This window comes from Pseudomonas tritici (genome assembly GCF_014268275.3).
Classification (GTDB): Bacteria; Pseudomonadota; Gammaproteobacteria; order Pseudomonadales; family Pseudomonadaceae; genus Aquipseudomonas; species Aquipseudomonas tritici.
Window position 1 is genome coordinate 266,890 of the sequence record NZ_CP077084.1, and the last position, 14,283, is coordinate 281,172.

Here is a 14,283-nt window from a genome sequence, read left to right on the forward strand (position 1 = left end):
ACTCCCTTAAAACCATTCAGCCGCGCGCGGCGGCAATCTTGATCAGTTTGGCGTAGTAGAAGCCATCGTGTCCGCCTTCTTGCGCCAGCAGTTGGCGACCGTGGGGCTGCTTGATGCCGGCGGTTGTGGCGAGATCCAGCTCCCGAGCACCACTGGTGCGGGCGAGGAAGGCTTCGATCACCTCGGTATTTTCAGTCGGCAAGGTGGAGCACGTGGCGTAGAGCAGGATGCCGCCGACTTCCAGGGTCGGCCACAGCGCGTCGAGCAGCTCGCCTTGCAGCACGGCCAGGGCGGCAATGTCGTCGGGTTGGCGGGTGAGCTTGATGTCTGGGTGGCGGCGGATCACACCGGTGGCGGAGCACGGTGCATCGAGCAGAATGCGCTGGAACGGTTTGCCGTCCCACCAGGTGGCGGTGTGACGGCCATCGGCGGCGATCAGCTCGGCGCTGAGGCCCAGGCGTGCAAGGTTTTCCCGCACGCGCACCAGGCGCTTGGCTTCGAGGTCGACAGCGACGACACCGGCGAGGTCTGTTTCGACTTCCAGAATGTGACAGGTCTTACCGCCAGGTGCGCAGCAGGCGTCGAGCACGCGTTGGCCGGGCGCCAAGTCGAGCAGGTCGGCAGCCAATTGTGCGGCTTCATCCTGCACGCTGATCCAGCCTTCTGCAAAGCCCGGCAGGCTGCGCACATCGGCGGCCGCTTCGAGCACGATGCCGTCGACGCTGTACACGCACGGCGTAGCGTTGATGCCAGCGTCGGTGAGCAATTGCAGGTAGGCGTCGCGGCTGTGATGACGGCGATTGACCCGCAGGATCATCGGCGGGTGCGCATTGTTGGCTGCGCAAATGGCTTCCCATTGCTCAGGCCAGAACGCCTTCAACGATTTTTGCAGCCAGCGCGGATGGGCGGTGCGCACCACCGGGTCATGTTCCAGTTCGGCCAGCAGCGCTTCACTCTCGCGCTGGGCGCGGCGCAGCACGGCGTTGAGCAAGGCCTTGGCCCAGGGCTTTTTCAGCTTGTCGGCGCAACCGACCGTCTCGCCGATGGCGGCGTGAGCGGGTACGCGGGTGTAGAGCAACTGATAGAGGCCCACCAGCAGCAGCGCCTCGACGTCGGCATCCGCAGCTTTGAACGGCTTTTGCAGCAACTTGGCGGCCAGTGCCGACAAGCGTGGCTGCCAACGAGCAGTGCCAAAGGCCAGGTCCTGGGTGAAGCCGCGATCACGGTCTTCAACCTTATCCATCTGCGTGGGCAGCGAACTGTTCAGCGATGCCTTGCCGTTGAGCACGGCGGCAAGGGCCTTGGCGGCGGCCAGACGCGGGTTCATTGGGCGACCACCCCGAGAACAGTGCCCAGGGCAAACTTCTCACGACGGCTGTTGAACAAATCGCTGAAATTAAGCGCCTTGCCACCGGGCAATTGCAGACGGGTCAGGCACAGCGCCTGTTCGCCACAAGCGACCAACAGGCCGTCCTTGCTGGCGCCGATGATTTCACCCGGCGCGCCTGTGCCCTCGGCCAGGGTCGCGGCCAGTACTTTCAAGGCTTCGCCGTTGAGGGTGCTGTGGCAGATCGGCCACGGGTTGAAGGCGCGTACCAGGCGTTCCAGCTCCACGGCCGGGCGCCTCCAGTCGATGCGCGCTTCGTCTTTGTTCAGCTTGTGGGCGTAGGTGGCCAGGCTGTCGTCCTGCACGTCGCCTTCCAGGGTGCCGGCAGCCAGGCCGGCGATGGCCTGGATTACGGCGGGCGGGCCCAGCTCGGCAAGGCGATCGTGCAGGCTGCCGCCGGTGTCTTGGGCGGTGATCGGGGTGGTGACTTTCAGCAGCATCGGGCCGGTGTCCAGACCCGCCTCCATGCGCATTACGGTTACGCCGCTTTCGCTGTCACCCGCCTCCACCGCGCGCTGGATCGGCGCCGCGCCGCGCCAGCGCGGCAGCAGCGACGCATGGCTGTTGATGCAACCCAGGCGCGGAATATCCAGCACCACTTGCGGCAGGATCAAGCCGTAGGCCACCACCACCAGCAGGTCCGGCTTCAGGGCCGCCAGCTCGGCCTGAGCCTCGGTGTTACGCAGGGTTGGCGGCTGCAGCACGGAAATGTTGTGTTCCAGCGCCAGTTGCTTGACCGGGCTCGGCATCAGTTTTTGCCCACGACCGGCCGGGCGATCCGGCTGGGTGTACACCGCGACGATGTCATAAGGGCTGGCAAGCAGTGCCTTCAGGTGTTCGGCCGCGAATTCAGGAGTGCCGGCAAAAACAATGCGCAGTGGCTCGGTCATGGGTGGTCTCGGTTAAAAGCAGTCACAAAAGAAAAAGGCTTGCCGCAGCAAGCCTTTGGAAGGAGGGCATCAAGCTTGCTGGCGATGCTTTTTTTCCAGCTTCTTCTTGATCCGGTCGCGCTTGAGCGTCGACAGGTAATCGACAAACAGCTTGCCGTTGAGGTGGTCGCACTCGTGCTGGATGCACACCGCCAGCAGGCCTTCGGCGATCAGCTCGAACGGCTTGCCGTCGCGGTCCAGGGCCTTGATCTTCACGCGCAGCGGTCGCTCGACGTTCTCATAGAACTCCGGCACCGACAGGCAGCCTTCCTGGTATTCGCCCATCTCTTCGGTCAGCGGTTCGAACTCGGGGTTGATGTACACCCGCGGCTCGCTGCGGTCTTCCGACAGGTCCATGACCACGACACGCAAATGCACGTTGACCTGGGTAGCGGCGAGGCCGATGCCCGGGGCTTCATACATTGTTTCAAACATGTCATCGACCAACTGACGAACCTTGTCGTCCACTACGGCCACCGGCTTGGCGACAGTGCGCAGGCGCGAGTCGGGGAATTCGAGGATGTTCAAAATAGCCATAAGCGTAATTGCTGCACATGTGAGGTAGAGGCAAATCGGCGTTGGGATGGACCCAGACCGCCGGTGTGAAACACCCAAAAGCCGCGAAGGCTCTGGCATTTCACGCGAACGCACATAATAAAGGAGATTCACCCCATGAGGAAATCGCTACTCGTCTTGCTGTTGTGGGCCCCGTTCGCCATGGCCCTGGTGCCGCCGCCTGTGCAGCGGCTGGATCAGCCGACGCAACAGGCTATCCAGCGCTTTTTACTGCATAACCGCATTCTTGATTCGCCTCGAGACCTGGACAACGCGCCGTACATCGTTGCCGCCCATGCTGGCCGAGTGCTGGGTGCCAATGGCGAGCGGGTATATGCCAGGGGCGACTTGGAGCCTTCCCAGCCGAATTACGGAATATTCCGACGAGGCAAGGTTTACACCGACCCGGTGACTAAAGAGCTGTTGGGCGTTAACGCTGACGACATTGGTACTGCGCGATTTGTCGTGGCGGGCGACCTTACTACCCTGACCGTACAGCGCGTCACGCAGGAGGTGCGCCCCGGAGACCGCTTGCTGCGTGCACAACCGCCTATCGATCCGACAACGCTTGCGACCGCGCCCACCGTGCCCTTTGTTGAAGGACACATCATCGATATCCCCAAGGGTGTTACGCACATCGGCGTGCTCGACGCGGTGACCCTCAACAAAGGCCGACGCGATGGTCTGGTCGAAGGCCAACTGCTCAGCGTGATCAAGACCGGCGCCACCGTCCGCGACAGCCTCACTGGCGCGCCGACGCAACTCCCTGATGAACGCGCCGGCACCCTGCTGGTGTTTCGCACCTACGAAAAGCTCAGTTACGGCCTGGTGCTCAGTGCTTCACGGCCGCTGGCGGTAATGGACCGTTTCAAGACTGCCCATCAAACACAATAAATAGCCTGCTAAATAAGTTACCAACAGAGTTATCCACAGCTTGTTCCGGTCAAGGACGATCACATGCATCCCATAAACAACCGCGAAGTATCCCCGTCAGAACTGGAAGCCCGACTACGCTTGCACAGGCTGCCGGAACTGGGTCCGAAGCGTTTTCGCTTACTGATCGAAGCGTTCGGCTCGGCGTCAAAGGCCATCAGCGCGCCTGCGAGTGCCTGGCGTTCGCTGGGGTTGCCAGCCATCAGCGCCGATGCCCGGCGCAGTCATGAGATCCGCGACGGCGCCAGTGCGGCATTGGCCTGGCTGGCGTGCCCGACCCAGCATTTGCTGATGTGGGACCAACCGGAGTACCCCGCTCTGCTCGCCGAGATTGACGATGCGCCGCCGCTTTTATTCGTCGCCGGTGACCCTTCAATCCTGGAAAGACCGCAACTGGCGATGGTCGGAAGTCGTCGCGCTTCTCGTCCTGGTATGGACACCGCCGCTGCGTTTTCGCGCAGTCTGGCGAGCGCCGGTTTTGTCATCACCAGTGGCCTTGCATTAGGCATCGACGGCGCAGCCCATCAAGCGGCATTGGATGTGGGCGGTCAGACAATCGGCGTACTCGGCACTGGGCTCGAAAATTTTTATCCACAACGCCACAGACGGCTCGCGGAGGCGATGATTGACCAGGGCAGCGCCGTGGTTTCCGAGTTTCCACTGGACGCACCGCCCCAGGCCAGCAACTTCCCCAGGCGTAACCGGATCATCAGTGGTTTGTCCCTGGGCGTACTGGTGGTGGAAGCCAGCATGGCCAGTGGTTCGCTGATCACCGCGAAGCTGGCCGCCGAACAGGGGCGTGAGGTGTATGCGATCCCGGGCTCCATCCATCATCCCGGCGCCAAGGGCTGTCATCAGTTGATCCGCGACGGCGCTGTGCTGGTGGAGACCATCGAGCACATCCTTGAAGGTTTGCGTGGCTGGCAAGCGCTGTCGCGCCCGGCGCCGATGCCTGTCATCCATCCGCTGGTGGCGCTGTTGCACGCAGCACCCCAGACCAGTGAGGCCTTGGTGATTGCCAGCGGGCGCCCGTTGTCCCAGGTGCTGGCGACGCTGACCGAGTTGGAGCTGGAAGGTCAGGTTATCTGTGAAAATGGGCGCTGGCTTGCGCGCTGCTAGGTTTTGTAAAGAAGATCGGTAAACTGCGCAGAGCTTTAGTCTGGAGAGTAAACAATGGTCAACCGGTGGCGTGTGCTGGAAACCGCACGAGAAATTCGCGCAGGCGCGGTGATTGCCTATCCGACCGAAGCGGTCTGGGGCTTGGGCTGCGACCCGTGGAATGAAGAAGCAGTGGACCGTTTGCTCGCCATCAAGAACCGCTCGGTGGACAAGGGCCTGATCCTGGTGGCGGACAATATCCGCCAGTTCGACTTTCTGTTCGAAGACTTCCCGCAGGATTGGATCGATCGCATGGCCAGCACCTGGCCTGGCCCGAACACCTGGCTGGTGCCTCACCAGGGGTTGCTGCCGGAATGGGTAACAGGTGTGCACGACACCGTGGCGGTGCGGGTCACTGATCATCCGCTGGTGCGGGATTTGTGCTCGTTGGTGGGGCCGTTGATTTCCACCTCGGCCAACCCTCAGGGGCGCCCGGCTGCGCGCACACGGATTCGCGTGGAGCAGTATTTCCGTGGGCAGGTGGATCTGGTGTTGGGTGGTGCGTTGGGTGGGCGCAAGAACCCGAGCCTGATTCGGGATTTGGTGACGGGTGAGGTGGTGCGGCCTTCCTGAGACCGAGTCATGGCCATCGCGGGCAAGCCCGGCTCCCACAGTTGATCGGTGTCCTTCATGACAACGCGGTCAAATGTGGGAGCCGGGCTTGCCCGCGATGAGGCCCTTACAGACTCCAGATATCCATAGCCTTATGGCAGGAGAATGGTCGACCCAGTAGTCCGCCGCCCCGACAACGCCGTCTGCGCCTTCGCCGCATCCGCCAGCGCATACCGCTGGTTGATATCAATACGCACCTTGCCGCTCTTGATCATCGAGAACAGGTCATCAGCCATCGCCTGCAAGTTCTGCGGGTTATTGGCATAGGTCGCCAAGGTAGGCCGGGTGACATACAGCGAGCCCTTGGCCGACAGAATCCCCAGGTTCACCCCATCCACCGCGCCTGACGCGTTGCCGAAGCTCACCACCAGCCCGCGCGGCGCCACGCTGTCCAGCGAGGTCAGCCAAGTGTCCTTGCCGACGCCGTCGTACACCACCGGCACTTTTTTGCCGTCGGTCAATTCCAGCACACGCTGTGCGACGTTTTCCTTGCTGTAGTCGATGGTTTCCCAGGCGCCGAGGGATTTGGCCAGTGCGGCCTTTTCCGGCGAACTGACGGTACCGATCAACTTCACGCCCAGGGCGTTGGCCCATTGGCAGGCCAGCGAGCCCACGCCACCGGCAGCGGCGTGGAACAGGATGGTTTCACCGGCTTTCACTTCATAGGTCTGGCGCAGCAGGTACTGTACGGTCAGGCCCTTGAGCATGGCGCCGGCCGCTTGTTCAAAGCTGATCTCGTCCGGCAGGTGCACCAGGTGGGCGGCGGGCAGCACGTGCAATTGGCTGTAGGCACCCAACGGACCACTGCCGTAGGCCACACGGTCGCCGACCTTGAATTGGGTGACTTCGCTGCCGACCGCGTCGACCACGCCGGCGCCTTCTGCGCCCAAGCCCGATGGCAGGGCTGGCGGCGCGTACAGACCACTGCGGAAATAGGTGTCGATGAAGTTCAGGCCGATCGCCTCGTTACGCACGCGAACCTGCTGCGGGCCAGGCTCCGCTGGCGTGTAGTCGACATACTCAAGCACTTCGGGGCCGCCATGGGCACTGAACTGGATACGTTTTGCCATCTGCCTTCTCCTTGGTTCGAACTCGCGTAGCCGCCTATCGAACTCCTAAGCTTGATCTTCGTCAACTGCGACGCAATGGGGTGCGGTGTTATCCTGTGCGCCCATTTGCCGCCGACGCCCAATGGCTTCGCGTAGCTTTGCCCGATTCAAGGTGATGCCATGACTACCCGCACCGAGGCCGTAAAAGCCTACCTGCTTGACCTGCAAGACCGCATTTGCAGCGCCCTGGAAACCTTCGAGACGGACACTCGTTTTATCGAAGACGCCTGGACCCGGCCTGCGGGCGGCGGCGGTCGCACCCGTGTGATCGCAAACGGTTCGGTGATTGAAAAAGGCGGCGTTAACTTTTCCCACGTATTTGGCAGCGGTCTCCCACCGTCCGCGAGCGCGCATCGCCCAGAGTTGGCCGGTCGCGGCTTTGAGGCCCTGGGCGTGTCGCTGGTGATCCACCCGCATAATCCCCATGTGCCGACCTCTCATGCCAACGTGCGCTTTTTCATCGCCGAAAAAGAAGGCGAAGAGCCGGTGTGGTGGTTTGGCGGCGGCTTCGACCTCACGCCCTACTACGGTAACGAAGAAGACTGCATCCACTGGCACCGCGTGGCCGAGCAGGCCTGTGCGCCATTCGGCGCGGACGTGTATTCGCGCTATAAGGCTTGGTGCGACAGTTATTTTCATATCAAGCACCGCAACGAACCGCGTGGCATTGGCGGCCTGTTCTTCGATGACTTGAACGAGTGGGACTTCGACACCTGCTTCGCCTTCATCCGCGCCATCGGCGACGCTTTTATCGACGCCTACCTGCCGATCGTGCAACGGCGCAAGGCCATCGCGTACACCGAGCAACAGCGCGAATTCCAGGAATTCCGTCGCGGCCGCTACGTTGAATTCAACCTGGTCTACGACCGTGGCACCCTGTTCGGCCTGCAATCGGGCGGGCGCACTGAGTCGATCCTGATGTCGCTGCCGCCGCAAGTGCGCTGGAGCTATGACTGGAAGGCTGAGGCTGGCAGCGAAGAAGCGCGCCTTACCGATTACTTCCTGCAAGACCGCGATTGGCTGGGCATCGCTGCGCCCAAGGCGGCGGTCTGATGGATCGTTATGTGGTATTTGGCAACCCCATCGGCCACAGCAAGTCGCCGCTGATCCACCGCATGTTCGCCGAGCAGACGGGCGAGCAACTGGACTACAGCACCTTGCTTGCGCCGCTTGCGGATTTCACCGGCTGCGCCCGTGAGTTTTTCCTACAAGGCCGTGGCGCCAATGTGACTGTGCCGTTCAAGGAAGACGCCTACCGCCTGGCCAACACCCTCACCGAGCGCGCCCAACGCGCTGGCGCGGTGAACACGTTGAGTAAACTCGCCGAGGGCACCTTGCTCGGCGACAACACCGACGGTGCTGGCCTGGTGCGCGACCTCAAGGTCAACGCCGGGTTGACGTTGCAAGGCAAACGCATCCTGCTGCTGGGCGCCGGTGGGGCGGTGCGCGGCGCGCTGGAGCCGTTACTGGCCGAGCAGCCGGCTTCGCTGATCATCGCCAACCGCACGGTGGAAAAGGCGGAGTTGCTTGCCGAGTTGTTTGCCGATCTGGGCCCGGTGTCTGCCAGTGGGTTCGACTGGCTGCGTGAGCCGGTGGACGTGATCATCAACGCTACGTCGGCCAGCCTGTCAGGCGATGTACCGCCGATTGCTGGCAGCCTGATCGAGCCGGGTAAGACCTTTTGCTACGACATGATGTATGCCAAGGAACCTACCCCGTTCTGCCGCTGGGCGACTGAACAAGGCGCAGCCGTGGCAATGGATGGGTTGGGCATGTTGGTGGAGCAAGCGGCCGAAGCTTTCTACCTGTGGCGCGGTGTGCGCCCGGAGTCGGCGCCGGTGTTGGCTGAGCTGCGCCGGCAGTTGGCTGCCAACTGATTTCACGCCCATGAAGATCTAATGTGGGAGCTGGCTGGCCTGCGATGGCGGTCCAGCAGATACAGATGTAATGGCTGATCCACCGCTATCGCAGGCAAGCCAGCTCCCACAGTTTTAACTGCGTTCAGTCTTCGAAATGGAGGGGGCAGTTTGCCGGTCCTTCGAGCTTCTTCAGTTCTTCCACCACCTGCGGCCTGGCCCGGCGCAATGTCAAACTTCGCCCCAACCCCTTCAACCTCCGCGCTTCCTGGTGCAGCATCTCCACCCCCGAATAATCGATAAAGTTGATCTGCTGCGCCTCAATCACCACCCGCTCGCCCTGCAAACTTTGCAGGCGTACCTGCAGATAATGGCTGGCGCCAAAAAAGATCGAGCCGCCCACCCGCAGCACATCTTCATCCCCGTCTCGCCATTGCTGAACCCGAGGTTGCGACGTGCGTTTGAGATAGAAAAACAGCGACGCCAATACCCCGGCGTAAATCGCCGTTTGCAGCTCCAGCAACAAGGTCGCCACGCACGTCAGACTCATCACCACAAACTCAGCGCGACTGACGCGGAACAACGCGCGAATGCCGCGATGGTCCACCAAACCCCAGCAAATCAGCAGGATGCTCGCGGCCATGCTCGGGATTGGAATGTGCGCGATCAGCGCCGCACCCAACAACGCGAACAACGCCACCCACAGCGCCGAAAACACGCCGGCCAACGGCGAGCAGGCGCCCGCCTCATAGCTGAGGCCCGAGCGGGTAAAGGAGCCGGCCGACAGATAGCCGGAGAAAAATCCGCCAACGATATTGGATAAACCCTGCGCACGGACTTCCTGGTTGGCATCAAGCAATTGCTGTGAACGCGCCGACAGCGAGCGGGCAATCGACAGGCTGGTCACCAGCCCCAACATGCCCACCGCCACGGCGCTGGGCAGCAGGCGCAGGATCATGTCCAGGTCCATCGGCAACGGGCTGAACGGTGGCAGTTTGCCGATAAACGAACTGACCCGTGCCACATGTCCGAACAGGGCTGGCCACAGCCACGCCGCCAGGCTGCCGAGTGCCAGGGCGATCAACAGCGTCGGCCAGCGGGGCACCAGGTATTTGAGCAGTGCGCCGACCAACAAAGTGCCCAGGCCAAGGGTGAGAGAGGCGTGGTCCCATTCTCCACCGTGATCCACAAGCGCCAGTAAACTCTTGATTGCCGTGGCCTGGCTCGGCAAATCCAGGCCCAGCAGGTTGGGCAACTGCCCCAGTGCGATCACGACCGCAGCACCCAGGGTGAAACCCAGCACCACCGAATGGGAGACGAAATTCACCAAAGTGCCAAAGCGCAGCATGCCGAGTAACCACTGAAACACCCCGGCAAGGAATGTCAGCAGCAGGATCAGCGTGATGTAGTCCTGTGACCCCGGCACGGCCAACGGACTGACGCTGGCGTAGAGCACAATGGAGATCGCCGCCGTGGGGCCGCAGATCAGGTGCCAGGATGAGCCCCAGAGGCAGGCGATCAATACTGGGATGATCGCGGCATACAGTCCGTACTCGGGTGGGAGACCCGCGATCAGCGCGTAGGCAATCGACTGCGGCAGCGCGAGCACGGCGCCGCTGAGACCGACGATTGCATCGCGTCCGACGCTGGCGCGGGTTTGGCGCGGGAGCCAGGCGAGGAAGGGGAAAAGTGTGTGGCGGTTGGGCCGGGGCATCGAAGGCTCGGGTAGAAAAGGTTTGGCTCAGGGTATCAGTACACACCGGATCTTGTGGAAGCTGGCAAGCCAGCTTCCACAAGGGATTGGTGTTGGGCTTTAGAGTTTGGCTTTTACCGCCGCCAACGCGTCCTTGCCATCCAGGGTTTTTACGCCGTCCAGCCATTTATCCAGCACCGCCGGATTCGCCCTGATCCACGCTTTCGCCGCATCCGCATTGCTGACCTTGTTGTTGGCCACCTCAGCCATGATGCTGTTCTCCATCTCCTGGGTAAAACTCAGGTTGGTCAGCAATTTGCCTACGTTCGGACAGGCCTGTGCGTAACCTTTGCGGGTCAGGGTGTACACGCTGCCGGTGTCGCCAAAGTATTTCTCGCCTCCTTTGAGGTAGTGCATTTTCAACTGCACGTTCATCGGGTGTGGCGTCCAGCCAAGGAAGGTGACGAATTTCTGTTTCTTAACGGCCCGCGACACTTCGGCAAGCATCGCCTGTTCGCTGGACTCCACCAGCTTCCATTGGCCGAGGTCGAAGTCGTTCTTCTTGATGATCTCCTGCAGCGAGATATTCGCCGGCGCACCGGAGCCGATGCCATAGATTTTCTTGTCGAACTTGTCCGCAAACGTGTTCAGGTCGGCAAAGTCATGCACCCCGGCGTCCCATACGTAGTCGGGCACGGCGAGGGTGAACTCGGTGCCGTCGAGGTTTTTCGCCAGTTGCACCACATCGCCATTGGCCACGAATTTGTCGTAAAAGCCCTGCTGCGCCGGCATCCAATTGCCCAGGAACACATCCACCTGGCCGTCCTTGAGCCCACCAAAAGTGATTGGCACCGCGAGGGTGTCGACCTTGGCCTTATAGCCCATGCCCGTCAGCAAAAAACCGGTGATGGCATTGGTGGCGGCGATATCGCTCCAGCCCGGATCAGCCATCTTCACGGTCTCGCAACTGGCGTCCGCGTACACATTGGCGCTACTCAACACCCACATACCCAGCACTACAGTCAACTTTTGCATGGCCTTCCCTCAGTCTATTTATTGGTTTTGGCAGGGTTGTGGATAACGTGCCTTGCGCTCCAGGTCGTCGAGGTCGATGTGGTTGCGCATGTACTGCTGACTGGCGTCTACCCATGGCTGGTGATCCCAGCTCTTCAGCTTGCCTTGGGTCAGTGCTTCAAACACCAGGCGGCGGCGGCGTTGGCTGGCGAGCACCTGTTGGTGGATCGTCGGGATGTCCCATTTGGCCCGCGCCTCACTCAAAAACGCCTCGAACAGTGGCCGGTGTTCCGGTGACTGGCTGAGGTTCTCCCGCTCGTGCGGGTCGTTGTGTACATCGAACAGTAGACAAGGGTCGTCTTCGCTGTAGATGAATTTGTAGGCACCCCGGCGAATCATCATCAGCGGGCTGATAGTGCCTTCGGCCATGTATTCGCCAAACACTTCGTCGTGCCCGCCCTGCCCTTGCAAGTGCGGGACCAGCGAGCGGCCGTCCAGCGGCAGGCGCGGGTCAAGCTCGCCGCCGGCCAGTTCCACCAGGGTTGGCAGCAGGTCGGCGGTTGAGACGGCTTGGGTTACGCGGCCCGGCGCGAATTGCCCCGGCGCACTGACCAGCAGCGGCACGCGGGCGGCCATTTCAAACCAGTGCATTTTGTACCAGAGGCCGCGCTCGCCAAGCATGTCGCCGTGGTCGCCGGAGAAGATGATGATCGTGTCATCAGCCAGGCCGGTGTCTTCCAGCGTTTGCAGGAGCTTGCCGACATTGTTGTCGATGTAGCTGCACGCACCGAAGTAGGCACGGCGGGCATCACGGATCTTATCCAGAGGCAGCGGCTTGTCCCACAGGTCGTAGACCTTGAGCAGGCGCTGGGAGTGCGGGTCGAGATCACCTTGCGCGGGTGTTGCAGGCAACGGGATGTCGGCGTCGTCGTACAGGTCCCAGAATGGCTTGGGAATCGTGTACGGATCGTGTGGGTGAGTCATCGACACGGTCAAGCAGAACGGCTGGTCGCCGTCCTCGCGGATGTGATCGAACAGGTATTGCTGCGCCTTGAACACCACTTCTTCGTCGAAATCCAGCTGGTTGGTGCGCACGCACGGGCCGGCTTGCAGCACCGAGGACATGTTGTGATACCAAGTGGGTCGTACGTCCGGCTCGTCCCAGTTCACCGCCCAACCGTAGTCGGCGGGGTAAATATCGCTGGTCAGGCGTTCTTCATAACCGTGCAGTTGGTCTGGCCCGCAAAAGTGCATCTTGCCCGACAACGCGGTGCGGTAGCCGAGGCGACGCAGGTAGTGGGCATAGGTCGGTACATCGGCGGGGAAATCGGCGGCGTTGTCGTAGGCGCCGATCTTGCTCGGCAACTGGCCACTGACCAGGGTGAAACGCGACGGTGCGCACAGCGGGCTGTTGCAGTACGCCGCGTCGAACACCACGCCCTGCGCAGCGAGGCGGCTTAGATTAGGCAGCTTGATAGGCGAAGAACCGTAGAACGGAAGCAACGGCGCGGCCATTTGATCGGCCATGATAAAAAGAATGTTCTTGCGCTTCATGGGTTCTCGGCATTCCATAGGCGGTGTTTATGCGAATGAGCATGCAGCCCATGGAAATTGGGGTAAAGCCCATGAAAAGCAATGTCTAGGATAAGCACAGCTTATGTATGAAGCCCTCGGTGACGTGTCCCTCGATTTGCTGCGCGCCTTCGAAGCCGCAGCGCGCCACCGCAGCTTTACCGCCGCCGCGATGGAGCTGGGCACCACCCAACCGGCCATCAGCCAGCAGATCAAGCGCCTGGAAGAGCAACTGGCGATCCGTTTGTTTGATCGGATCTACCGGGGTATCGAACTGACCGACGCCGGTGCCCTGTTGTTCGAGCATGTGCAGGGCGGTTTGCAGGCCATCAACGCGGGCCTCAGTGCGATCACCGAGCAGGATCAGCACGAAGTGCTGCAAGTGGCCACCGACTTCGCATTCGCCGCCTATTGGCTGATGCCGCGTTTGCATCGCTTTCACGCAGCCAACCCCCAGGTGGATGTGAGCCTGGTGACCAGCGAACGCAACCACGCCACCCTGCGCAGCGATATCGATGTGGCGGTGCTGTTTGGCGACGGGCGTTTCAAGCAGGGCGACAGCCTGTGGTTGTTCAACGAGGAAGTGTTCCCGGTGTGCAGCCCGCAGTGGCTGAAGGACCAGGCCACACCGCTGACTGTACAAAATTTGCACGATTTCCCCTTGCTGCACCTGCGCCAGGAAAATAACAGCCAGTGGTTCGACTGGAGCGGCGTGTTTCGCGAACTGGGCATCGCCACGGCGCCCACGCCCGGCCAACTGCGCTTCGACAACTACACGCTGCTGATCCAGGCCGCGATTGCCGGCCAGGGTCTGGCCATCGGTTGGCGCCATCTGGTGGATAACCTGTTGGAGCAGAACTGGCTGTGCCGACCGCTCAGCGACACCGTCATCTCGCGTTTCGGCTATTACGTGGTGCAGCCCCAACGCAAACGCCGGGGGCAGCTGGTGGAGCGGTTTGTCGACTGGCTGGTGGCCGAGCAGGCCAGCAGCGCGCAGTCGCTGACCGGGCTGGCCCTGCCGTCCATTGCGGTCTAGGATTTGGCGCACATTGGATCCGGAGTCGGTCATGCAACGTATCAAGGGCTATCACGCCCATATCTACTTTGACGCCAGCACCATTGAGCAGGCGCGCACCTTGTGCGAAGACGCCGCCAAGCTTTTCCCGCTGCGCATGGGCCGTGTGCACGAACGGCCCGTGGGCCCGCACCCGGACTGGAGCTGCCAGCTCGCGTTCGACGCCGAATACATTGGCGTGGTGTTGCCGTGGCTGGTCATCCATCGCAATGGGCTGGTGGTGTTCCTGCACCCGGATACCGGCGATGACCTGAAAGATCACACCGACTATGCCATCTGGATGGGGGCCATGCGGGAACTGAACTTGTCAGCTTTTTCTTAAATGCCATCCCTAAATATGGGATTGATATTTATATATTGAGACTTCCTCGCGCGTAGGTTTATATTCGC

14 protein-coding genes are annotated in these 14,283 nt (G+C 61.5%); 7 read left to right on the forward strand and 7 right to left on the reverse strand.

The window, feature by feature from the left end; translation table 11 throughout:
• Positions 1–16: 16 nt before the first annotated feature.
• The 3 genes from rsmB to def all read right to left on the reverse strand — a co-directional run bounded on the left by rsmB (position 17) and on the right by def (position 2,853).
• The gene (gene rsmB, locus HU722_RS01090) at positions 17–1,327 is read right to left on the reverse strand and encodes a 16S rRNA (cytosine(967)-C(5))-methyltransferase RsmB (protein WP_065880345.1); all 1,311 of its coding nucleotides are present in this window, start codon (positions 1,325–1,327) and stop codon (positions 17–19) included.
• A complete protein-coding gene (gene fmt, locus HU722_RS01095) occupies positions 1,324–2,277 on the reverse strand; it encodes a methionyl-tRNA formyltransferase (protein ID WP_065891278.1) in 954 nt (317 codons plus the stop codon). Before fmt ends, rsmB begins: the two co-directional genes overlap by 4 nt.
• Before the next feature lie 69 nt (positions 2,278–2,346).
• A complete protein-coding gene (gene def, locus HU722_RS01100; protein WP_049710796.1) occupies positions 2,347–2,853 on the reverse strand; it encodes a peptide deformylase in 507 nt (168 codons plus the stop codon).
• 135 nt (positions 2,854–2,988) lie between these two features.
• Between def and HU722_RS01105 the strand changes: the two genes are divergently transcribed.
• The 3 genes from HU722_RS01105 to tsaC all read left to right on the forward strand — a co-directional run bounded on the left by HU722_RS01105 (position 2,989) and on the right by tsaC (position 5,535).
• Positions 2,989–3,765, forward strand: coding sequence for a peptidoglycan-binding protein (locus HU722_RS01105; protein ID WP_065875591.1), 777 nt, complete (start codon positions 2,989–2,991; stop codon positions 3,763–3,765).
• Positions 3,766–3,828: 63 nt separating this feature from the next.
• Positions 3,829–4,923 (forward strand): DNA-processing protein DprA, encoded by a 1,095-nt coding sequence (dprA, locus tag HU722_RS01110; RefSeq protein ID WP_065946094.1) that lies wholly within the window; start codon positions 3,829–3,831, stop codon positions 4,921–4,923.
• Between the two features lie 54 nt (positions 4,924–4,977).
• Positions 4,978–5,535 (forward strand): L-threonylcarbamoyladenylate synthase type 1 TsaC, encoded by a 558-nt coding sequence (gene tsaC / locus HU722_RS01115; protein WP_012721468.1) that lies wholly within the window; start codon positions 4,978–4,980, stop codon positions 5,533–5,535.
• A 131-nt stretch (positions 5,536–5,666) separates the two neighbouring features.
• On the opposite strand, the gene HU722_RS01120 is transcribed toward tsaC, so the two are convergent.
• Positions 5,667–6,644, reverse strand: coding sequence for a quinone oxidoreductase family protein (locus tag HU722_RS01120; RefSeq protein ID WP_065875593.1), 978 nt, complete (start codon positions 6,642–6,644; stop codon positions 5,667–5,669).
• Positions 6,645–6,803: 159 nt separating this feature from the next.
• On the opposite strand from HU722_RS01120, the gene hemF reads away from it, so the two are divergent.
• Entirely contained in the window at positions 6,804–7,736 is a 933-nt protein-coding gene (gene hemF, locus HU722_RS01125; RefSeq protein ID WP_065875594.1) for an oxygen-dependent coproporphyrinogen oxidase, read from the forward strand.
• Positions 7,736–8,560, forward strand: coding sequence for a shikimate dehydrogenase (gene aroE, locus HU722_RS01130; protein WP_065891276.1), 825 nt, complete (start codon positions 7,736–7,738; stop codon positions 8,558–8,560). The genes hemF and aroE overlap by 1 nt, the downstream gene beginning before the upstream one ends.
• A gap of 124 nt (positions 8,561–8,684) precedes the next feature.
• Here the strand turns inward: aroE and HU722_RS01135 are convergent, their stop codons facing one another.
• The 3 genes from HU722_RS01135 to betC all read right to left on the reverse strand — a co-directional run bounded on the left by HU722_RS01135 (position 8,685) and on the right by betC (position 12,800).
• Complete coding sequence (locus tag HU722_RS01135; protein WP_065875596.1) at positions 8,685–10,253, reverse strand: SulP family inorganic anion transporter; 1,569 nt, start codon at positions 10,251–10,253, stop codon at positions 8,685–8,687.
• Positions 10,254–10,352: 99 nt separating this feature from the next.
• Complete coding sequence (gene choX, locus HU722_RS01140; protein ID WP_065891275.1) at positions 10,353–11,267, reverse strand: choline ABC transporter substrate-binding protein; 915 nt, start codon at positions 11,265–11,267, stop codon at positions 10,353–10,355.
• An 18-nt stretch (positions 11,268–11,285) separates the two neighbouring features.
• Positions 11,286–12,800 (reverse strand): choline-sulfatase, encoded by a 1,515-nt coding sequence (gene betC / locus HU722_RS01145; protein WP_065880350.1) that lies wholly within the window; start codon positions 12,798–12,800, stop codon positions 11,286–11,288.
• Positions 12,801–12,903: 103 nt separating this feature from the next.
• Here betC and HU722_RS01150 point away from each other — a divergent pair, with 103 nt between their 5' ends.
• Positions 12,904–13,854 (forward strand): choline sulfate utilization transcriptional regulator, encoded by a 951-nt coding sequence (locus tag HU722_RS01150; protein ID WP_065875599.1) that lies wholly within the window; start codon positions 12,904–12,906, stop codon positions 13,852–13,854.
• 31 nt (positions 13,855–13,885) lie between these two features.
• Positions 13,886–14,215 carry a DOPA 4,5-dioxygenase family protein gene (locus HU722_RS01155; protein WP_065875600.1) on the forward strand — a complete coding sequence of 110 codons (330 nt, stop codon included), beginning with the start codon at positions 13,886–13,888 and terminating at the stop codon, positions 14,213–14,215.
• Positions 14,216–14,283: the final 68 nt, after the last annotated feature.